General features: G+C 71.6%; 22 protein-coding genes. 16 read left to right on the top strand and 6 right to left on the bottom strand.

What is annotated here, in order from left to right; all coding sequences use genetic code 11:
* Positions 1–94 precede the first annotated feature (94 nt).
* Genes ACQPYK_RS05370 through ACQPYK_RS05360 form a run of 3 tightly spaced genes read left to right on the top strand, consistent with a single transcriptional unit; the run spans position 95 to position 2,203 of the window.
* Entirely contained in the window at positions 95–832 is a 738-nt protein-coding gene (locus ACQPYK_RS05370; protein WP_433251127.1) for an SDR family oxidoreductase, read from the top strand.
* Between the two features lie 11 nt (positions 833–843).
* Positions 844–1,647: a class I SAM-dependent methyltransferase gene (locus ACQPYK_RS05365; RefSeq protein ID WP_433251124.1), complete on the top strand. Its 804-nt coding sequence runs from the start codon at positions 844–846 to the stop codon at positions 1,645–1,647.
* A 37-nt stretch (positions 1,648–1,684) separates the two neighbouring features.
* Positions 1,685–2,203, top strand: a complete 519-nt coding sequence (locus ACQPYK_RS05360; RefSeq protein ID WP_433251121.1) for an N-acetyltransferase family protein — start codon at positions 1,685–1,687, stop codon at positions 2,201–2,203.
* Here ACQPYK_RS05360 and ACQPYK_RS05355 read toward each other — a convergent pair.
* Entirely contained in the window at positions 2,200–2,706 is a 507-nt protein-coding gene (locus ACQPYK_RS05355) for an O-acetyl-ADP-ribose deacetylase (RefSeq protein ID WP_433251118.1), read from the bottom strand. The genes ACQPYK_RS05360 and ACQPYK_RS05355 overlap by 4 nt on opposite strands.
* Before the next feature lie 100 nt (positions 2,707–2,806).
* On the opposite strand from ACQPYK_RS05355, the gene ACQPYK_RS05350 reads away from it, so the two are divergent.
* From ACQPYK_RS05350 to ACQPYK_RS05335, 4 genes are all read left to right on the top strand, one after another.
* Entirely contained in the window at positions 2,807–3,163 is a 357-nt protein-coding gene (locus ACQPYK_RS05350) for a BlaI/MecI/CopY family transcriptional regulator (RefSeq protein WP_081937863.1), read from the top strand.
* Entirely contained in the window at positions 3,160–4,086 is a 927-nt protein-coding gene (locus ACQPYK_RS05345; RefSeq protein ID WP_433251113.1) for a M56 family metallopeptidase, read from the top strand. Before ACQPYK_RS05350 ends, ACQPYK_RS05345 begins: the two co-directional genes overlap by 4 nt.
* A gap of 70 nt (positions 4,087–4,156) precedes the next feature.
* Complete coding sequence (locus tag ACQPYK_RS05340) at positions 4,157–4,684, top strand: helix-turn-helix domain-containing protein (protein WP_433251110.1); 528 nt, start codon at positions 4,157–4,159, stop codon at positions 4,682–4,684.
* A 3-nt stretch (positions 4,685–4,687) separates the two neighbouring features.
* Positions 4,688–5,137: a hypothetical protein gene (locus ACQPYK_RS05335; RefSeq protein WP_433251107.1), complete on the top strand. Its 450-nt coding sequence runs from the start codon at positions 4,688–4,690 to the stop codon at positions 5,135–5,137.
* A 128-nt stretch (positions 5,138–5,265) separates the two neighbouring features.
* Here the strand turns inward: ACQPYK_RS05335 and ACQPYK_RS05330 are convergent, their stop codons facing one another.
* The gene (locus ACQPYK_RS05330) at positions 5,266–5,976 is read right to left on the bottom strand and encodes a VOC family protein (protein WP_433251104.1); all 711 of its coding nucleotides are present in this window, start codon (positions 5,974–5,976) and stop codon (positions 5,266–5,268) included.
* Between the two features lie 141 nt (positions 5,977–6,117).
* On the opposite strand from ACQPYK_RS05330, the gene ACQPYK_RS05325 reads away from it, so the two are divergent.
* The 4 genes from ACQPYK_RS05325 (at position 6,118) to ACQPYK_RS05310 (ending at position 9,687) form a co-directional block, all read left to right on the top strand.
* Positions 6,118–6,456 carry a DUF2516 family protein gene (locus ACQPYK_RS05325; protein WP_433251101.1) on the top strand — a complete coding sequence of 113 codons (339 nt, stop codon included), beginning with the start codon at positions 6,118–6,120 and terminating at the stop codon, positions 6,454–6,456.
* A gap of 50 nt (positions 6,457–6,506) precedes the next feature.
* Positions 6,507–7,052, top strand: a complete 546-nt coding sequence (locus tag ACQPYK_RS05320; RefSeq protein WP_433251097.1) for a GNAT family N-acetyltransferase — start codon at positions 6,507–6,509, stop codon at positions 7,050–7,052.
* 111 nt (positions 7,053–7,163) lie between these two features.
* A complete protein-coding gene (locus ACQPYK_RS05315) occupies positions 7,164–8,168 on the top strand; it encodes a LacI family DNA-binding transcriptional regulator (protein ID WP_433251094.1) in 1,005 nt (334 codons plus the stop codon).
* Complete coding sequence (locus ACQPYK_RS05310; RefSeq protein WP_433251091.1) at positions 8,155–9,687, top strand: protein kinase domain-containing protein; 1,533 nt, start codon at positions 8,155–8,157, stop codon at positions 9,685–9,687. Before ACQPYK_RS05315 ends, ACQPYK_RS05310 begins: the two co-directional genes overlap by 14 nt.
* Before the next feature lie 79 nt (positions 9,688–9,766).
* Here ACQPYK_RS05310 and ACQPYK_RS05305 read toward each other — a convergent pair whose 3' ends face one another.
* Both ACQPYK_RS05305 and ACQPYK_RS05300 read right to left on the bottom strand, forming a co-directional pair.
* Positions 9,767–10,000 carry a cellulase N-terminal Ig-like domain-containing protein gene (locus ACQPYK_RS05305; protein WP_433258698.1) on the bottom strand — a complete coding sequence of 78 codons (234 nt, stop codon included), beginning with the start codon at positions 9,998–10,000 and terminating at the stop codon, positions 9,767–9,769.
* 3 nt (positions 10,001–10,003) lie between these two features.
* Positions 10,004–10,963, bottom strand: coding sequence for a helix-turn-helix transcriptional regulator (locus ACQPYK_RS05300; RefSeq protein WP_433251088.1), 960 nt, complete (start codon positions 10,961–10,963; stop codon positions 10,004–10,006).
* 139 nt (positions 10,964–11,102) lie between these two features.
* On the opposite strand from ACQPYK_RS05300, the gene ACQPYK_RS05295 reads away from it, so the two are divergent.
* From ACQPYK_RS05295 to ACQPYK_RS05280, 4 genes are all read left to right on the top strand, one after another.
* Positions 11,103–12,212: a winged helix DNA-binding domain-containing protein gene (locus tag ACQPYK_RS05295; RefSeq protein WP_433251085.1), complete on the top strand. Its 1,110-nt coding sequence runs from the start codon at positions 11,103–11,105 to the stop codon at positions 12,210–12,212.
* A gap of 226 nt (positions 12,213–12,438) precedes the next feature.
* Positions 12,439–14,016, top strand: a complete 1,578-nt coding sequence (locus ACQPYK_RS05290; protein ID WP_433251082.1) for a cellulase family glycosylhydrolase — start codon at positions 12,439–12,441, stop codon at positions 14,014–14,016.
* 136 nt (positions 14,017–14,152) lie between these two features.
* A complete protein-coding gene (locus tag ACQPYK_RS05285; RefSeq protein WP_433251079.1) occupies positions 14,153–14,413 on the top strand; it encodes a hypothetical protein in 261 nt (86 codons plus the stop codon).
* A 5-nt stretch (positions 14,414–14,418) separates the two neighbouring features.
* Positions 14,419–15,792, top strand: coding sequence for an alpha/beta hydrolase (locus tag ACQPYK_RS05280; RefSeq protein ID WP_433251076.1), 1,374 nt, complete (start codon positions 14,419–14,421; stop codon positions 15,790–15,792).
* 91 nt (positions 15,793–15,883) lie between these two features.
* On the opposite strand, the gene ACQPYK_RS05275 is transcribed toward ACQPYK_RS05280, so the two are convergent.
* Together ACQPYK_RS05275 and ACQPYK_RS05270 are read right to left on the bottom strand one after the other, a co-directional pair.
* Positions 15,884–16,735, bottom strand: coding sequence for a sugar ABC transporter permease (locus ACQPYK_RS05275; protein WP_433251073.1), 852 nt, complete (start codon positions 16,733–16,735; stop codon positions 15,884–15,886).
* A 1-nt stretch (position 16,736) separates the two neighbouring features.
* Positions 16,737–18,167 carry an ABC transporter permease subunit gene (locus ACQPYK_RS05270; RefSeq protein WP_433251070.1) on the bottom strand — a complete coding sequence of 477 codons (1,431 nt, stop codon included), beginning with the start codon at positions 18,165–18,167 and terminating at the stop codon, positions 16,737–16,739.
* Between the two features lie 25 nt (positions 18,168–18,192).
* Between ACQPYK_RS05270 and ACQPYK_RS05265 the strand changes: the two genes are divergently transcribed.
* On the top strand, positions 18,193–18,750 hold the full coding sequence (locus tag ACQPYK_RS05265; RefSeq protein ID WP_433251067.1) for a substrate-binding domain-containing protein: 558 nt from the start codon (positions 18,193–18,195) through the stop codon (positions 18,748–18,750).
* The last annotated feature ends 167 nt before the right edge of the window (positions 18,751–18,917 follow it).

Below are 18,917 nucleotides of genomic sequence, written 5' to 3'. Positions count from 1 at the left end.
CCGAAGGGGCTATAACCACCCATTAGTCCGCAACATTCCCGTCATGTGGACGCGGCGGAATCGACGGTGCGCCGTCCTGGCAGGATTGGGGGCCATGAACAGGACAGCAGTGGTGACCGGTGCCAGCAGCGGGATCGGCGAGGCGACGGCACGCCGCCTCGCCGCCGAGGGGTTCGACGTGGTGGCCGCCGCCCGGCGCCGGGACCGGCTGGACAAGCTGGCCGCCGAGGTGCCGGGGATCCGCGCGGTGACCCTGGACGTGACCTCCCAGGAGTCGGTCGACGAGCTCGCCGCCTCGCTGGAGCGCTGCGACGTGCTGGTCAACAACGCCGGCGGCGCGGTCGGCCTGGAGCCGGTGGCGAGCGGGGAGGTGGCCGACTGGCAGAAGATGTACGACATCAACGTGCTCGGCTCGCTGCGCGTCACCAAGGCGCTGCTGCCCCGCCTCGTCGAGTCGGGCGACGGCGTGCTGGTGATGCTGACCTCCGTCGCCGGGCTGGTGTCCTACGAGGGCGGTGGCGGCTACAACGCGGCCAAGCACGCCCAGAGCTCGATGACCGAGGTGCTCCGGCTGGAGCTGTGCGGCGAGCCGGTCCGGATCGTCGAGGTCGCCCCCGGCATGGTCCAGACCGAGGAGTTCGCCCTCAACCGCTTCCGCGGCGACTCCGCCGCCGCCGGACGCGTCTACCAGGGCGTCCCGGACCCGCTCTCGGCCGACGACGTGGCCGACGCCATCGCCTGGTGCGTCACCCGTCCCGCCCACGTGAACATCGACCGCCTGGTCATCCGTCCCCGCGCCCAGGCCGCCCAGCACAAGGTCCACCGCGTCTGAGCGCGGCAGGCATGATCGTGCGCAAGCCGATCGGAGAGATCACCCGGGGGACGACGGGCCACAACCGGCTGCGGCGGGCCGACCGCTGGATCACCGCGGTCCACGGCCCCCGCCTGCGGTCGGCGGAGCGCCCCCTGGTGGTCGACCTCGGCTACGGGGCCTCGCACACCACGACCCTGGAGCTGTTCGTGCGGCTGCGGAAGGTCTGCCCCTCGGTCGAGGTCGTCGGCATCGAGATCGATCCGGCCAGGGTGGCGGCGGCCAGGCCGTACGAACGCCCGGGGCTGTCGTTCGCGCTGGGCGGCTTCGAGCTGCCGGTGAGCCGGCCGCCCCTGCTGGTGCGGGCGTTCAACGTGCTCAGGCAGTACGGCGAGGCCGAGGCGTGGGACTACTGGGCGATGCTCCGGGAGAGGATCGCCCCGGGCGGGGTGATCGTCGAGGGCACCTGCTCGGAGGTGGGGCATCGCGCGGTCTGGGTCGGGCTCGACGGCTCCGGCCCCCGGACGCTGACGCTCTCGGCCCGTTTCGACGCCTTCGACCGCCCCTCCGACCTCGCTGAACGCCTTCCCAAGACGCTGATCCACCGCAACGTCCCCGGCGAGCCCGTCCACGCCCTACTGCGGGACTTCGACCACGCCTGGGCGGTCAACGCCCCGCTGGGCGCCTACGGCGCCCGCCAGCGCTGGATCGCCGCCGTGCGGACCCTCTCCGGCACCTGGCCGGTGGCGCGGCGCCCGCCGCTCGGCGGCCCGTCCCGCTGGAGGCTCGGCGAGCTCACGCTGCCGTGGGCGGCGGTCTCCCCCAATTCCGGTTAGCCCTAATAGTGTCGGTATGTCTGACTAGGGTTGATCCATGGCCGAGCTGCGCTTCGTGACGGATCCCGATCTCACCCCCGACCTGGTCGAGGAACTCGTCGACTGCTGGACCGACGTGAGCAACGCGGGCGGGTCCGTCGGCTTCCTTCCCCCGGTGACCGCCGACGACATCCGGCCGACGGCCGAGGCCGCCTTCGCCCGCTGCGGCGATCCCGACCACCTGCTGGTCGGCTTCGACGCCGAGGGCCGGGTGGCCTGCTGGCTCATTCTGGGCGACGCCGGATCCCCGCTGCGCGCCCACTGGCGCTGGGTGCTGCGCGTGATGGTCCACCCCAAGCACCAGGGCGGCGGCCACGGGTCCCGGCTCATGCGCGCCGCCGACGACGCCGCCCGCGCCCTGGGCGTCGAGGCGCTGCACCTGACCGTCCGCGGCGGCACCGGCACCGAGCGCTTCTACGCGGGGCTGGGATACACCGAGGCCGGTCGCGTCCCCCGGGCCATCCGGGTCGCCTCCGGCGACGACCGCGACGAGATCTACATGACGAAGGCCCTCTAATCCAGCGCCCTGTCGAAGACGGCGTAGGCCGCGGCGTCGAACAGCACGAACCTGACCTCGGCGACGCCGGTGGGCGTGCGGCGCACGGTCGACAGCGCGATGCGGGCGCCGTCGTCCATCGGCCAGCCGTAGACCCCGGTGGAGATCGCGGGAAAGGCCACGGTCGTGGCCCCCAGCTCGTCGGCGACCCGCAGCGACTCGCGGTAGCACGACGCGAGCAGTTCCGAGCGGTCCTCGGACGTCGAGTGGACCGGGCCGACGGTGTGGATCACCCAGCGGGCGGGAAGCCTGCCCGCGGTGGTGGCGACCGCCTGCCCGGTGGGCAGGCCCTTGCCGTAGCGCGACGCCCGCAGGGCCCGGCACTCCTGGAGGATCTCCGGGCCGCCGCGGCGGTGAACGGCCCCGTCCACGCCTCCGCCGCCCAGCAGTGAGGAGTTCGCCGCGTTCACCACGGCGTCGACGTCCTGCGCGGTGATGTCTCCCTGGACCAGTGTTATCTCCATGGGGTGTGCATACCCGGAAAACCCGGCTCACGCGGGGGTGACAGCATCCTCGACAACCCGTAGTACTACCCCTCGTGGTGCGGGAGTTAGGCTTGTATTCGTGAAGGGTCTCGGCGAGCTGGAACGCAGCATCATGGACATCATCTGGGCACAGCCATCCGCGGTGACGGCGCGCGAGGTCGGGCGTCTGATCGCCGACCGGGACCTCGCGCCCACGACCGTGATGACCGTGCTCGACCGCTTGACCCGAAAGGGATTCCTGGTCCGCACCCGCGACGGGCGCGCATGGCGGTACGAACCCGCAGAAAGCCGCGACTCATACATCGCGGAGCTTATGCTTGAAGCACTCGATCTGACCGGGGACCGGTCAGCCGCACTTACCCGATTCGCCCAGGCCGTCTCCGGAAACGAGGCGGAGATCCTGCGCAGAGCCCTGACGGAGCTGGAGGACGAGTGATAACCGCGGCAGTCCTGGCGACACTCGCCCTGGTCTGCGCGGTCGGAGCCTGGCGGTTCACCCGGGCGCGGTGGACGTACCGCGCTCCGCATGTGGCCATCGTCCTGTGGCAGGCACTCGGCGTCACCTGGGGTCTGGCCGGAACCGGCGCGCTCCTCGCCTACGCCCTGGAGCCCTACGGCCAGGGCGTGCTGCACGGCCTGGCCGCCTTCGCCGCCTCCGCGTTCAGCGACGGATACGGGCCGCCCCGGCCGTACGACCTGCCGCGGATCCTGGCCCTCATCGCCGGGCTGACCGCCCTCGCCGTTCTCGTCGTGGTGCTCCTGAGCGCGGGCGTGCAGACGTTCCGCGCCCGCCACCGGCACCGCGTCCTGCTCGCCCTCATCGCCCGCGAGGACCCCGAGGTCCCCGGCGTGCGGGTGGTGGACCACCCCGGCGCCACCGCTTACTGCGTGCCCGGCCTCCGCTCCCAGGTCGTCGTCAGCGCGGGCACCCTGAAGCTGCTCTCCCCCGCCGAGCTGACGGCGGTGCTCGCCCACGAGGCCGCCCACGTGCGCGAGCGCCACGACCTGGTGCTGCTCCCCTTCGCCGCGCTGCGCCGGGCGCTGCCCTGGTCGCGGATCGTCGCCGACGTGCAGAACGAGGTCAGCCTGCTGGTGGAGATGGCCGCCGACGACGTCGCCCGCCGTTACTGCTCACCCCGCCGCCTGGCCACCGCCCTGCTCCGCTTCGGTACGGCGGGCGCCGTACCGACCCCGAACGGGGCGCTGGGCGCGACCGGCTCCTGCTCGGCGGTGATGGCCCGGGTCGAGCGCCTGGTCACTCCGGGCCCGAGCCTGCCCCGCCGGATCCGCTACAGCATCGTCGCCTTCTCCATCACCCTGACCAGCTCGGCACCGCTGCTGTGGCTGATACCGCACTGAGCGCGACCATCGCTTGCAACTGTTAGTCGTTCCGTTTGCAATTGCAAGCAGTGTCGGGCAGACTGAAGACATGGCACTACCCAAGGTCGGCTCGATCGGCGAGTACATCCGCGAGCAGCGCACGCAGGCGAAGATCTCCCTGCGCCAGCTCGCCACCGCGGCGGGGGTCTCCAACCCCTACCTCAGCCAGATCGAGCGAGGGTTGCGCAAGCCCAGTGCGGAGATCCTCAACCAGATCGCCAAGGGTCTGCACATCTCCTCACAGGCGCTTTACGTCCAGGCCGGCCTCATCGAGGAGCGCGAGCCGGACAGCGATGTGCTGACCGCGATCAGGGCCGACCACCTCATCACCGAGCGCCAGCGCCAGGTGCTGATCGACATCTACGAGTCGTTTCGCAAGGAGAACCGAGCCGGGGCCCCGGACGAGGACGCGCAGACCTCCCAGAAAACGCATCCCGCACCGGAGCCCCACGGGGGCGACGCCACCTCCTCGCCGAACGACGAGGCGCCGCTGCCCGAGGATTATCTCGCCGCGCTGAAGCCCTTCGCGGCCTCCTCGGACAACGGCAACGTCACACCGGAAACCAAGGAAGGTTAACCCATGACTCTCGCCACCGAAGTCAAGAAGCTCGCCGAGTCCAAGCCGTTCTACGCCGTCGCCGGGGCCGGTGACTTCGCCGTCGAGAAGCTGCGCGAGCTCCCGGAGCAGATCCAGAAGCTGCAGGGCCGCCGCGAGGAGATCCGCGAGGCCGCCAAGGACCTTCCCGAGAAGGCCCGGGAGTTCGCCGGCAAGGCCGAGGTCTACGCCAAGGACTTCAGCGGCAAGGCCGAGGGCTACGCCAAGGACTTCCCCGAGAAGGCCCGCAGCTACGCCGACCAGTTCACCGGCAAGGCCATCGAGCTCTACGAGGAGTTCGCCAACCGCGGCCGCAAGGTCGTCTCCAAGGCCAGCGGCGAGGCCGCCCTTGAGCTGGAAGAGGTCTCCGAGGCGGCCGAGCCCGCGGTCGCCATCCAGGCCACCAGGAAGAACACCCGCACCCCGAAGGCCTGAGACCTTCCCGCCGAAGGCACCTCGAAGTCCTTCACCCGAAAGGCTTCACCCGAAGGCCTGACACCCGCGCGCGCCGGGTCCTCACCACGAGGGCCCGGCGCGCCCGCGTCAGCCCCCGCCCCGCCGCGTCAGTCCCTGCCCTGCCAGGTCGTCACGCACGCCTCGTTGCCCTCCGCGTCCGCCAGCACCCAGAAGGCGGGCGCCTCGCCGTCGTACGCCAGCGCCCCGCCGGCGGCCAGCGCCGCCTCGATGCGGTGGGGCGCCTCGTCGTGCGGAACCGAGACGTCCAGGTGGATCCGGTTGCGCTGCGGCCGCGGCGCGTCCATCTGCTGGAACCAGATCGCAGGCCCCTGGCCGACGGGATCGACGAGCGGGTCCTCCGCGCCCGCCGCGCCGGCCTCGTCCTCGTAGCCCAGCACCGCCTTCCAGAACGGGCGGATCGCGGCGATGTCGAGGGCGTCGATCGCGATCTCCAGGATCTGGACCGACCGCGTCCCCTCGCCGCCGACCTCGGCGTCGGTGCGCAGTCCGAGCTCGCCGACGGCCGTGGAGAGGCGGTGGGCGAGCTCGATCTCCAGCGGTGTCACGCGGGCGGCGGCCCGCGACTGCAGCGTGAGGACCACCCGATCGCGGCGGACGTCCATCCATAGGCTTCCGTCGCCGTCGTCTCCCGCGACGACCGCCGCACGCGCGGCGACGTCGGCCGCCCGCGCCAGCGACGCCACGGGCACCGACGTGCGCAGGGCGCCCATGACGTAGCGCCACCCCGTATCGCCGACGGCGTCGGAGATCTCCTGCCTGCTCGGTCTCCTACCGGAATCCATAACGTTCTCTGCCATATGGACATGATCGCAGCGGCCCGCGACGAAGTCCCGAAGATCGTTCGGAGCGGTGAGGGCATACGGCTCCGGAAGCGACGCGCAGGGGGATTTCGGCGTTAGGCTGACAGGCACCAGTGAGGCGAGCGTTTTGGAGAGACGATGCCCCAGATCCACGGCGTTCTGGACCTGATCTTCTGGATCCTGGCCATCGGCGCGTTCGTCATGTCGGTCTGGGCGCTCGTGCACGCCGTACGAACTCCGGCGCGGGCGTTCGCGGTCACCGGCAAGCAGACCAAGAAACTCTGGTTGATCATTCTGGGGCTGGCGACGCTGTTCTCGTTCGCCTCGGCCGTCGGCTACTTCGGGATCGGCTACGGCCAGCTCAACCTTTTCGCCATCGCCTCCGTCATCGCCGCCGGAATCTACCTGGCGGACGTGAAGCCGGCCGTCAGCGAGATCGGCAAGGGCGGCAACCAGGGCCCCTACGGCCCCTGGTGAGCGAAAACGGCTTGTCCGCGCGGGGCGGGAGCGGCTAGACACTCCCCGTGATGTTCGCGAACAAGCCCGTCCTGTCCGGAGAGCGCGTGACGCTGCGCCCCGTCGGCCCCGAGCACGTCGAAGGCCTCTGGGAGCTCGTCAACGACCCCGAGGTCACCCGTCTGACCGGCTCCCACGGCGTGATCGACCGCGGGGCGGCCGAGATCTGGTACGGCTCGCGCGGTGAGCACGACGACCGGCTGGACCTGGCGATCTGCACCACCGAGGACGACGACTACGTCGGCGAGGTCGTGCTCAACGATCTCGACGCGCACAACCTCTCCTGCAACCTCCGCATCGCCCTGGTCGGTGCGCGCGCGTTCGGCCGGGGCTACGGCGCCGAGGCGATCCGCCTGGTCCTCGACCACGCCTTCGCCACCACCGAGCTGCACCGGGTCAGCCTGGAGGTGTTCGACTTCAACGATCGGGCCGCCCACGTCTACCGCAAGGTGGGGTTCGTGGAGGAGGGCGTGCGCCGCGACGCGCTGCGCTGGGAGGGCGAATGGCACGACGCGATCATGATGTCGGTGCTCGCACCTGACTGGGCTGTCAGATGACCTTGACTTACATGTAGTGATTTTTCGGAAACGTCTGTTGACACTTCCGAAACAATGCTACGTTCGCTGGGAGCGCTCCCACCTGTGCGGAATCTTGGTGTGGAGGAAGTTATGTCTGATCAGCCCACCCTTGCCCAGGTCGCGGCAGAGGCAGGGGTCTCCCCCGCCACCGCCTCCCGGGTTCTCACCGGTTCGGTGCGGGTCAGCACGTCGACCCGCAGGCAGGTGCACGACGCGATCTCGCGCCTCGGCTATGTACGGCACCGCGCACCCCGGGGCGGAGCCGGACGCCGGTCCGACCAGATCGTGGCCGTCGTGGTCTGCGAGCCCGCGCACCGGCTGTTCACCGAGCCCTTCTACGCGAGGATGATCACCGCGGCGGAGGAGGTGCTCACCAACCACGGCGTGCCGCTCACGGTGATGACGGCCACCGCGGCCACCTCCACCATCGCCACGCCCCCGCTCGTCGCCGGAGGAGTCGACGGCGTGCTGCTGATCGGCGCGCGGGACCGGCATCCGCTCGTGGTGACCCTGGCCGCGTCCGGCATCCCGGTGCGGAGCGCGGGCCGCCCGCCGGACGGCATCGACCTGCCCCACGTCGACATGGACAACCGCGACGGCGGCCGGCAGGCGGCCGAACATCTCCTGCTCGGCGGCCGGCGGTCGATCGGCGTCATCGCCGGGCCTCCGGGACTGCCCGCGGCGCGGGACCGGCTCGACGGGTTCCTGCAGACGCTCGCCCTGGCCGGGATGACCGGCGTGCCGGTTGCCTACGGCGACTTCACCCACTCCTCGGGGGTGCACGGCACGCAGTGGCTGCTGCGCCGGATGCCGCACGTCGACGCCGTGTTCGCCGCCTCCGACGTGATGGCCGCGGCGGCCGTCCAGACCCTGCGCCGCACCGGCCGGCGGGTGCCTGAGGACGTGGCCGTGATCGGCTTCGACGACGCCCCCATCGCGCGGCGGACCTCACCCACGCTCACCACCGTCCGCCAGCCGGTCGAGGAGTTCGCCGCGCTCACCACCCGGCTCCTGCTGCTGTCGATGTCCTCGCCCGACGCCTCCAAGGGCAACCCGATGCTCCCCACCGAGCTGGTGGTCCGTGAATCCGCCTGAACCCGGCGGCCTGCACGCGGGAGACGTGCTCACCCGCAGATACCTGCTGCTGGAGCCGATCGCGCGAGGCGGCATGAGCGTCATCTGGCGGGCCTTCGACCAGTCCCTGCAGCGGCCGGTCGCGGTCAAGCTGCTGGACGGCGAGATCGGCGGCGACCGCGGGGGCCGCGAGCTCATCCGCCGTGAGGCCCGCGCCACCGCGCGGCTCATCCACCCCGACGCGATCGAGGTCTACGACTACGGCGAGGCGGTGACCTCGCGGGGCCGCCTCGCCGCCTACGTGGTCATGCGCCTGCTCGAAGGGCGCCCGCTGTCCGACCGGATCTCCGAGGGTCCGCTGCCCTGGGCGGAGGCGGCGTCGATCGCCGCCCGGCTGGCCAACGTGCTGGCCGCCGCCCACCAGCGGGGCATCGTCCACCGGGACGTCACCGCCGAGAACGTGCTGCTGACCGCGACCGGCGCCAAGCTGCTCGACTTCGGCATCGCGGCGTTCATCGGGGAGGACGACGACGACCGCGCCTGCGACTACGGCACTCCCCCCTACGTGGCGCCCGAGCGGCTGACCGGCACGGCCGCCGACCCGGCGAACGACGTCTACGCGCTCGGCGTGCTGCTGTTCGAGATGCTCACCGGCGACCCGCCGTACCCGGAGCGGACCTGGGAGGAGATCGAGCACGTCCGGCGGGCGGGGCCGCCACCTGCCCCTTCCGTCCCGGGGCTGCCTCCCGGGTTCGCCGCGCTCTGCCGCAGCTGCCTGTCGCACGAGCCGGAGGGACGGCCGAAGGCGCAGGAGGTGGCCGACGGTCTCGCGGAGGCGCTGTCCGGGGCCCGGACCGCCGCGGGCACCCTGGTGATGCGCTGGACGGTCGTCGCGGCGGCCACGGCGCTGGTCGTCGGGGTGCTGGCGTGGAGCCAGATCACCATCGCCCCGGACCGGTGGCCGGACTCCACCACGGCTCTCGGCACCGCTGTCCGTACCGCCGCGCCCCGGCCGGACCCCGTCGCCCCCCTCGGCCCCGTCCCGGGACGGCCGGATCCCACCTTCGGCACCGTTCCGGGACGGCCGGGTCCCACCTTCGGCGCCGCGCCGGCCTCCACCCCCGCCGTCTCCACCGTGCCCACCGCCCCCGCCCCGTCCACCGTGCCCGCCACACGCCCCCGACCCGACGCGACCCGCCAGACCGGCCGTGACCTGCCCGATCCGCGGGTCGTCCGGACGGAGAACGCGCCACGGACGCCACCCGTGGCGAAGGTGGCCCGGTCGTCGGCGCCCACCCTCGGCCAGAGCGTGCGGGGCTTCAACACGCTGCTCGCCGAGGACCAGGACAGGGGCGGGATCCGGCCCGACGTGGCACTGGACCTGCGGCAGGTGCTGGCCGGCAGCGTCTGCTGCTCGCGCGACCTCGCCCCGGTCCGGGGGAAGATCGCCGATCGGCACCGGGAGGGCGCCCTGTCCGACGAGCTCCGCCGGGCGCTGGAGACACAGCTCGGGCTCGTGGCGGTGGCGCTCGCCGGGTGAGCCTCCGGACGACGTGAGAGCGTCGGCCGCCGGAGCCATCGGCGGCCGACGCTCTCACGGATGAGCGGGATGCCGCGGATCAGCCGAGGGTGCAGGTGGCGATGGTGGCGCCCCCGGAGTTCTTCAGCGTCCAGGTCTGCGGGGTGCCCGTCGAGGTGACCACGGTCGCCTGCTTGGGCACGCCGGGGACGTAGGCGACCTGGTCGACCTGTGGGACCTGGAGGGACCCGCGCCGTCCGGCCTGCCAGGAGTCGTCCGGGAACTCCTGACCCGTTTCTCCCCCGTCCTCGGCGACCGGCGAGGAGGAGCGGATGACTCACCCCGTGGCACGGCGGTAGCGCTCCGACAGCTCGCGCAGGTGCGCGACGAGCTCGGGCGGGTCGTCCACGGTGAAGTCGGCGCCCAGCAGGCCCAGGTAGACGGCGAGGGTGTCGACGGTGTCGGCGCCCGTGTTCAGGACACAGGTCCGTTCGTCGACGACCTCCACCGTCCCGATCGCGGGGGTGATCCGCATCGCGATCTCCTCGGCGGGCGCGTGCACGGTCACCCGGGCCCGGTGACGCCAGGCGGCGGCGGAGACCCGCCGCGAGACGTAGGCCGCGGCGTCGCCGCCGGGAAGCTCACGCGGGGTGAAGCGGGGGCCGGTCGGGGTGCGGGGGGCGATCCGATCGGCGCGGAAGGTCCGCCAGTCCCGCCGATCGGCGTCCCAGGCCACCAGATACCAGCGGCGTCCCCAGTTGACCAGCCGGTGCGGTTCGACGACGCGCGGACCGGCCACGCCGTTGTGGTCGCGGTAGTCCATGCGCAGCCGCTCACCGTCCCGGCAGGCCCCGGCCAGCACGCTCAGCACGTCCGCGTCGACGGTGGGGCTCGCGACGTCTGCGGGGACCAGGACCGTGGAGGCCTGCAAGGCGGCGATGCGGCGGCGCAGCCGGGAGGGCAGCACCTGCTCCAGCTTGGCCAGGGCCCGCAGAGAGGCCTCCTCGATCCCGGTGATGCTGCCGCCGGCCGCGGTGCGCAGGCCCACGGTGACCGCGACGGTCTCCTCGTCGTCCAGCAGCAGCGGAGGCATCGCCGCCCCCGCCCCCAGACGGTAACCCCCGATCGAGCCGCGGGTGGCGGTGACGGGATAGCCGAGCTCGCGCAGCCGTTCCACGTCGTTGCGCACCGTCCGGCCACTGACGCCCAGGCGCGCGGCCAGCTCGGAACCGGGCCACTCACGCGGGGTCTGCAGCAGGGAAAGCAGGCGCAGCAGCCGCGCCGAGGTCTCCAGCATGACCACATCATGCCAGCCAATTAGGAATCGATTATTCCTATTGAGCTTCTACCGTGGTGATCACAGAACAAGAACGAACCCGCCCGTACGGCCGCCGCCAGGCAGACCCGGGCGGCGGCCGTACGACCGAAGGAGAGTCATGGCGACAATCGGCAGGCGCGCACTCGGCCGCGCCACCCTGGAGCGGCAGCTGCTGCTGCGCCGCTCCGACATGCCGGTGACCGACGCCGTCGAGCATCTGGTTGGCCTGCAGGCGCAGACCCCGCACACCTGGTACGTCGGCCTGTGGACGCGGCTGAACGGCTTCCGGCCCGAGCACGCCGCCGACCTGCTCACCGGCCGCCGCCTGGTGCGGACCGCGCTCATGCGCTCGACGATCCACCTGGTCACCGCCGATGACTGCCTGGCACTGCGTCCCGTCGTCCAGCCCGTCCTGGACCGCGACCTGTTCACCAACCACACCCACAGAAAACCCATCGAGGGCATGGACACCGACGAACTCGTAACCGCCGGCCGGGCACTGCTGGAGGAACAGCCGTGCACCCCCGGTGAGCTGGGCGCGCTGCTGCGGCGGCGGTGGCCCGACCGGGCGGCGGCGTCCATGGCCTACGCGGTGCGCAACCTGGCGCCGCTGGTGCAGGTACCGCCCCGCGGCCTCTGGGGTGTCAGCGGGCAGCCCCGTCACGTCACCGCCGAGCACTGGCTCGGCCGATCCCTGGACACCGCTCCCTCTCCGGAGAAGATGGCGCTGCGCTATCTGGCCGCGTTCGGGCCGGCCACGGTCAAGGACATGCAGACCTGGTCCGGCCTGACCCGGCTGCGCGAGGTGGTCGACCGCCTCCGGCCGCGACTCCTGACGTTCACCGGCGAGCAGGGACAGGAGCTGTTCGACCTGCCGGACGCTCCCCGGCCCGATCCCGACACCCCCGCGCCGCCGCGTTTCCTCTACGACTTCGACAACCTCCTGCTCTCCCACGCCGACCGGAGCCGTGTCATGACCGATGCCTGCCGCGAACCGTGGGTCTTTCCCAAACACGGCCCCGTGCCCGGCATCGTGCTCGTCGACGGGTTCACCGGCGGGACATGGAAGATCACCAAGCACCGGGGCGCCGCCACCCTGACCGTCCGGCCCTTCGCCCGCCTGAGCCCGGAGAGCGCCGACGCGCTGACCGACGAGGGCGCCCGGCTGCTGGCGTTCGCCGCAGCCGGCGCCGAGACCCACGACGTCCGGCTCCTGCCCGCCACATGACCGGAGATCGGGTGGTGCGCCCGATGAAACTTTCACGAAACGCGAAGGGCGCACGCCGTACAAGACCGAGCTAGAGGGCGCCTGTCACCCCCGGAGGCGGGGAACGCTCCGGCACATGGTTGACGGGCGCCCCGCGAGCGCCGAAGCATGACGAACGCGACCGGCCGCACCTTTCGATCGCGGGGCCCCTCCCGCGAGCAGATCCCGTCCTCGAAGGGCATCCTCCATGAAAATCCTGCGTGTTCGCAGGTGGTCGGCGGCGCTCGCGGCGCTGGTGACCACCTCCGCGCTGGCCGTCGCGCTCGGCTCCTCCCCCGCGGGTGCGGCGGCCGGAACCGGCACCGGCTACCTGCACACCTCCGGCAACAAGATCGTCGACAGTGCGGGGGCGACCGTCCGGCTGACCGGCATCAACTGGTTCGGCATGGAGACCGACAACAGGACCTTCCACGGGCTGTGGTCGAGCAACCCGTGGAAGGGCCAGATCGACAAGATGGCCTCGCTCGGCTACAACGCCCTGCGCGTGCCGTTCTCCAACGACGCGCTCAAACCGGGCGCGGTCGCCACCGGCGTCAACGACTACGTCAACCCCGACCTGGTCGGCAACACCCCGCTGCAGATCCTCGACAAGGTCATCGACTACGCCGGAAGCAAGGGCATGCGGATCATCCTGGACCGCCACCGCCCGACCTCCGCCGGGCAGTCGGCCCTGTGGTACGTCGGCGCGACGCCGGAGAGCAAGTGGATCAATGACTGGAAGGCGCTGGCCCAGCGCTACGCCGGCAACACCACCGTCATCGGCGCCGACCTGCACAACGAGCCGCACGCCGAGGGCACCAACCCGGCCGCCACCGGCGCCTGCTGGGGCTGCGGCGACACCGCGCGTGACTGGCGACTGGCCGCCGAGCGGGCGGGCAACGCGGTGCTGTCGGTCAACCCCAACTGGCTGATCTTCGTCGAGGGTGTGAGCTGCCCGAGCGGCGGCCTGTCGAACGTCTGGGACAACGACCCGAGCAACGACGAAGACTGCGGCTGGTGGGGCGGCAACCTGTCCAGGGCGGGTCAGTTTCCCGTACGGCTCAGCGTGGCCAACCGGCTGGTCTACTCCCCCCACGAGTACGCCACCTCGGTCTACCACCAGGCGTGGTTCGACGCGCCGGACTACCCGGCGAACATGCCGGCGATCTGGGACAGATACTGGGGCTACCTCTACAAGCAGAACATCGCTCCGATCATGATGGGCGAGTTCGGCACCACGCTCCAGGCGGCCGTGGACAAGGTCTGGCTCCAGGAGCTGATGAAGTACACCGGCACGGGGGTGAACGGCATGTCGTTCACCTACTGGTCGTGGAACCCCAACTCCGGTGACACCGGCGGCATCGCCAAGGACGACTGGACCACGATCAACCAGGACAAGCAGGACATTCTCCAGCCCTACCTGATCCCGCCGGTCGGCGGCGGGGGCGGCAACCCGACCCCCGACCCCACCCCGACCCCCACACCCGGCCCGGCCTCGTGCACCTCGTCGTACAAGACCGTCAACTCCTGGCAGGGCGGCTTCCAGGGCGAACTGACGATCAAGAACACCGGCGGCTCGGCGCTCGACGACTGGACGGCCACCTGGTCGATGCCGTCGGGCGTGACGCTCGCCAGCGCCTGGAACGCCACCGTGACGACCAGCGGGACCACCTGGACGGCGAAGGGGCCCGACTGGGCGAAGAACCTCCCCGCCGGGCAGTCGGTCGCCATCGGCTTCACCGCCAACGGCCCGCAGGGGCAGCCCACCGGCGTCACCTGCTCCTAGTGTCCCCTCTCGGGACGTCTCCCCCCAGTGTTCCGTCTCGGGACGTCGTGACGGGCGACACGTGTTGAGCCGGTCCTCGGACCGGGTGAGGGCCTTCTGGTTCCGGTGTGGATCACGTTCGTGGATCGCGTTCGGTGTGGATCGCGACGTCCATCACCGGCGCTCAGGAGGCCCTCGTCGTCTCACCGGGACGTCCCGCCGCCCCGACCGGCAGGCCGCCCGCCGCGAGGCCAAGCTGTACGCCGAACGCTTCGACAAGGCCGGCGACGAACTCGGCGACGACGCCCCCGAGGTCGCCGGCCGGGCGCACCGGGGGATGACATCCCCCGGTCTGATCCGCCTATCCGGAATCAGACCGCGGTCCGACGCGGGCGGGATGGCCGCTCGGACATCGTGATCGACATGTTGAAACCAATCGCCATCGCCCTGACCCTGCTGGCGTCGGGCGCGCAGGCTCAGCAGGCCGACGCCCTCGCATGGAACCCCTGCCCGGGCGACAAGGTCGGGATGGAATGCGCCGACCTGCGCGTCCCGGTCGACTGGCAGCGGGCCGACGGCCACGAGATCACGCTCAAGCTGGGCCGTCTCAAGGCGACCGGCCCCTCCGAGGGCTCCGTCCTGATCGCCTACGGTGGCCCGGGCGGACCCGGGATCGCCATCACGCAGTCCACGCACTGGTGGGACAAGCTCCGTGGGCGCATGGACATCGTCACCTGGGACACGCGGGGTTACGGTGAGCAGTTCGGCGGCCTCGGCACGGGCCTGCCGTGCACCTGGACACGCGTCCCGCTGCCCGAGTTCCCCGCCGACGACGCGGACTTCGGGCGGCTGTCCGACACCAACCGCGGCTACGCCGAAGCCTGCCGTGGCAGGGACCCCGAGTTCTTCGCCAACATGAGCTCGGCCGACAACGCCAGGGACATGGAGGCGATCAGGAAGGCGCTCGGCGGTGCGAAGCTCAATTTCTACGGCGCCTCCTACGCCGGGTTCTACGGGCAGGACTACGCCCGCCTCTTCCCCGGCCAGGTGCGCACGATGGTGCTCGACGGCACGTGGAACCACAGCACCGCCGACTGGGCCGGCGAGCTGGAGGAGACGGCCAGGAGCAACGAGGAGGCCCTGGACCGCTTCTTCGACTGGTGCGCCGCGGGCACCTGCCGGGACGTACCCGCCAAGTGGCGCAGGCTGATCGCCAAGGCCGAGCGCGCGCCGATCCCGGCCAAGCGGGCCGGCATCGCCTACGACGTCCACGACCTGCAGTCCTTCGCGGTCGGCCGGGCCAGGCAGGGCGAGGAGGCATGGCCGAAGCTGGCGCGGGACATCCGCGAGGCCGCCGGCGGGGACGCCTCCGGTTTCGTTCCCGAGCGCGGCCTCCGCTATCCCGACCAGGCGACAGGCGTCACCGAATGCCTCGACTGGCCCCGCCCCGCCGGGCGCGCCGAGCTGGAGTCGACGATCGCCCGGCTGCGCAGGGCGGCGCCCGGCGCGGGCAGTGCCAATACGCCGGCCACCGGGACGCTCGGCTGCGTCGGCTGGCCGGTCAAGGTCACCAACCCACCGGCCCCGCTTCCGAAGGGGCTGCCGCCGATGCTCGGCGCCGGCGCCTGGGGAGAGTCCGACGCCGTCCGGCGGGTGCTCAAGCAGGTGCCGGGAAGCGCCGTCGTCCGCCACGAGGGGCCCGGCCACACGCTCTACGGCTTCAACACGTGCGCCCGCGACCACATCGACCGCTATTTCACCGATCGCGTCCTGCCCGCGGCGGAGACGAAGTGCTGACGGCGGGCGAGGCCCCCGGGCGACGGTGATCGCGGCGCGACCGGGATGAGGGCTCCCGCCCGGGCTCCGGTTTCCCGGCGGCTCTCGGCGGTCAGCTCTTGACCGCCCCGCTGGTCAGCCCGCCGACGATGAAACGTTGCAGGAACTGGAAGAGCACGAGCACAGGCAGCGCGCCGATCAGCGCGCCGGCGGCGAACACCCCCCAGTTCTGGCCGAGCTTGTAGGAGACGAGCTGGTACAGGCCGACCGCGAGCGTCTGCTGGTCGGGATCGGTCAGTACCAGTCCGGCGATGACGAAGTCGTTGAGCGTCGCCACGAACGAGAACAGCGCGACGACGACGAGGATCGGCGCGACCAGCGGCAGCAGCACGCGGAAGAAGACCTGGGCGTGCGAGGCCCCGTCGATCTGCGCGGACTCGTCCAGTTCCTTCGGAACCGTGTCGAAGAAGCCCTTCATCAGGTAGGTGTTCACACCGAGTGCGCCACCCAGGTAGACCATGACCAGGCCGAGCCTGCTGCCGAGGCCGATCGCGGGGAAGACCTCCTTGAGCTCCGACAGCAGCAGGAAGATCGCCACATAGGCGAGGAGCTGCGGGAAGAGCTGGACGAACACGAGTCCGAGCAGTCCGGCCCTGCGGCCCCTGAACCGGAAACGGGAGAAGGCGTAGGCCGCGCAGGCGCCGAGGAAGACCGACCCTGCCGCCGTGGTCACGCCGACGGCCATCGAATTGGCGAACCAGCTTCCGAACGGATGCAGCGGGTCGGTGAAGAGGGTCCGGTAGTGATCCGCCGTCGGGTCGGCGAACAGGTCGTCGGACCCGGTCAGCGTGCCGCTCGGGTTGACCGAGGCGGCGGCCACGAACACCAGCGGGAACAGCGCCACGACGACGGCGGCGGCTCCGACGAGGTGACGCCAGCCGTATTTGAGGAACCAGCGGCCCATCTCAGCTCGCCTCCAGCCCGCGCGCCCTGCGGAACCCGGCGAGCGAGATCGCCGCGATGACGGCGAAGATGAGGATGGAGACCGCGCACGCCAGCCCGTAGTTCCGGGCGCTGCCGCCGAAGGCCAGCTTGTAGACCAGCGAGATGAGCAGGTCGGTCGAGCCGACGTCGACGGGCGACCGGGCGTCCCTGGGCCCGCCGCCGGTGAGCATGTAGATCACGTTGAAGTTGTTGAAGTTGAACGCGAAGGTCGCGACCAGCACCGGCGCGGTCGAGGCCAGCAGCATCGGCAGCTTGATCTCGCGCAGCACCCGCCACGGGCTCGCGCCGTCGATCTGCGCGGCCTCGGTGAGCGCGGGCGGGATGGCCTGCAGCGCGCCGGTGCAGATGAGGAACATGTACGGGAAGCCGATCCAGATGTTGACGGCCAGCACGCTGAGCTTGGCCAGCCAGGGGTCGGTGAGCCAGGGCATGTGGCCGCCGCCGAGCAGTACCGCGTTGACGAAGCCGTGGTCGGGATTGAGCAGGCCCTGCCAGAGGATGGCGGCCATGAAGGCGGGGAAGGCGTAAGGCAGGACCAGCAACGATCGATAGGCCCGCAGCCCCCGCAGCTCCGGGCGGCCCAGCACCAGGGCCAGGCCGAGCCCGATGGCGAAGGTCAGGCCGACGGAGAGCGCGGCGAAGGCGAAGGTCCAGACGAGGACGCCGAGGAACGGCGCCCTGATGCCCGGATCCGTCAGGACGGTAAGGAAGTTCTCGAACCCGACGAACACCTTCCATCCCGGGCTGAGCACCGCGCCGCCCGGCGCCGCGAACCGGCCGTGACCGTCGTCGCGGTAGGTCACGCCGGTGCGCGGGTCGGTGACGGTGTCGGCGCGTTCGTCGTAGCGGAGCGTCGAGCGGTACAGCGCGGCGGTCACCGCGTCGGACGTGCGCAGGCTTCCCTCACCGGGAACGGGCACGCGCACCGCGGTGACCTCGGCCTGCCTCGCGACGATCTCGCCGTAGGGCAGCGTCCGCCACCCGCCGGACCCCGCGACATCGCCACCCGCGGCCGCGACGGGTTCCAGCGGCCGTACGGCGGAGCCGACTCGGGCGCCGCCCGGCCCGTCCACCAGGAAGCCGAGCTCCCCGCCGCGCTCGACCACCCTGATCGGCCGGGCGGCGGACCCGGGGACCCGGGTCTCGCTCGCGGCCAGGATCGCCGCCACGGCGTCCTGCTTGGTGCCGTTGTGCCCGTCGCCGTAGTTCGTGAACGCGGCGTAGCCGGTGTAGAGGACGAGGTACACCTGGTAGACGAGCAGCAGGATCACCCCCGGCGCGAGATACTTCGCCGGAACCCGCCGGCCGCCCAGGTAGATCACGTTGACCGCGACCGTGCCCGCGAGCATCGCGGCGAACAGCCACCACGACCGCCGGCCGCCCAGCGCCACCAGCCCGTAGACCGCGGGGGCGGCGATGGCGGTGGCGCACCTGAGAGAGCTGGGGCACGTGCGGATCGGGCTGGCCGGCGGGCAGGGTTACCTCCGGCCCTCGCAGAATCGGCTGATGGGCTACCGCCGCGAGATGCGCAGGTCGTTCGGCTCGGTGGTCGACGCCCTCCACATCGAATCGGACTACTCGCTCACCGGCGGGCACGCGGCGGCTCGCCGGCTGCTGGCCGCGGGGGCCACGGCGGTGATCGCGGGAAGCGACCTGATGGCGCTGGGCGCGGTCGCGGGAGTGCGCGAAGCGGGGCTCCGCGTGCCCGAGGACGTGTCGGTCGTCGGATATGACGACTCCTATCTGGCCGCGCACGGCGACCCGCCGCTGACGACCGTGCAGCAGCCGATCGAGCAGATGGCCTCCGCCGTGGCCACGGCGATGTGGCAGCGCCTGCAGGGCTACCACGCACCGCATGTGGATCATGTGTTCACGCCGCGGCTGGTGGTCCGCGCCTCGACCGCCCGGCCGCCGGCGCGCAGGACGGCGGCGCACGAGACGGACGGCGTCGGCCACGGAGGCGCGGGGACCTGAAAGTTTCACGGAACCGGAATTCGCCCCGGCGGATCGCAGCAGCCCGGCGGCGTGCCGTGTGAAACGCGGGCGCAACCCCGAGCACGCGCCATTGACATCCCGGGGCCCATCCCCAGAATCCTATTTGGGAGCGCTCCCACTCCTTTTCTCTCCTGCCCTGTCCGACA

Source organism: Streptosporangium sp. CA-135522 (genome assembly GCF_050949235.1).
Taxonomy (GTDB): Bacteria; Actinomycetota; Actinomycetes; order Streptosporangiales; family Streptosporangiaceae; genus Streptosporangium.
This window is presented reverse-complemented; position numbering and strand designations above follow the sequence as displayed.

Excerpts from the sequence above, each read along its gene's own strand:
- ACQPYK_RS05370 (WP_433251127.1), top strand. The coding sequence starts at position 95 with ATGAACAGGACAGCAGTGGTGACCGGTGCCAGCAGCGGGATCGGCGAG.
- ACQPYK_RS05365 (WP_433251124.1), top strand. The coding sequence starts at position 844 with ATGATCGTGCGCAAGCCGATCGGAGAGATCACCCGGGGGACGACGGGC.
- ACQPYK_RS05360 (WP_433251121.1), top strand. The coding sequence starts at position 1,685 with ATGGCCGAGCTGCGCTTCGTGACGGATCCCGATCTCACCCCCGACCTG.
- ACQPYK_RS05355 (WP_433251118.1), bottom strand. The coding sequence starts at position 2,706 with ATGGAGATAACACTGGTCCAGGGAGACATCACCGCGCAGGACGTCGAC.
- ACQPYK_RS05340 (WP_433251110.1), top strand. The coding sequence starts at position 4,157 with ATGGCACTACCCAAGGTCGGCTCGATCGGCGAGTACATCCGCGAGCAG.
- ACQPYK_RS05335 (WP_433251107.1), top strand. The coding sequence starts at position 4,688 with ATGACTCTCGCCACCGAAGTCAAGAAGCTCGCCGAGTCCAAGCCGTTC.
- ACQPYK_RS05330 (WP_433251104.1), bottom strand. The coding sequence starts at position 5,976 with ATGGCAGAGAACGTTATGGATTCCGGTAGGAGACCGAGCAGGCAGGAG.
- ACQPYK_RS05325 (WP_433251101.1), top strand. The coding sequence starts at position 6,118 with ATGCCCCAGATCCACGGCGTTCTGGACCTGATCTTCTGGATCCTGGCC.
- ACQPYK_RS05320 (WP_433251097.1), top strand. The coding sequence starts at position 6,507 with ATGTTCGCGAACAAGCCCGTCCTGTCCGGAGAGCGCGTGACGCTGCGC.
- ACQPYK_RS05315 (WP_433251094.1), top strand. The coding sequence starts at position 7,164 with ATGTCTGATCAGCCCACCCTTGCCCAGGTCGCGGCAGAGGCAGGGGTC.
- ACQPYK_RS05300 (WP_433251088.1), bottom strand. The coding sequence starts at position 10,963 with ATGCTGGAGACCTCGGCGCGGCTGCTGCGCCTGCTTTCCCTGCTGCAG.
- ACQPYK_RS05295 (WP_433251085.1), top strand. The coding sequence starts at position 11,103 with ATGGCGACAATCGGCAGGCGCGCACTCGGCCGCGCCACCCTGGAGCGG.
- ACQPYK_RS05290 (WP_433251082.1), top strand. The coding sequence starts at position 12,439 with ATGAAAATCCTGCGTGTTCGCAGGTGGTCGGCGGCGCTCGCGGCGCTG.
- ACQPYK_RS05280 (WP_433251076.1), top strand. The coding sequence starts at position 14,419 with ATGTTGAAACCAATCGCCATCGCCCTGACCCTGCTGGCGTCGGGCGCG.
- ACQPYK_RS05275 (WP_433251073.1), bottom strand. The coding sequence starts at position 16,735 with ATGGGCCGCTGGTTCCTCAAATACGGCTGGCGTCACCTCGTCGGAGCC.
- ACQPYK_RS05265 (WP_433251067.1), top strand. The coding sequence starts at position 18,193 with ATGGCGGTGGCGCACCTGAGAGAGCTGGGGCACGTGCGGATCGGGCTG.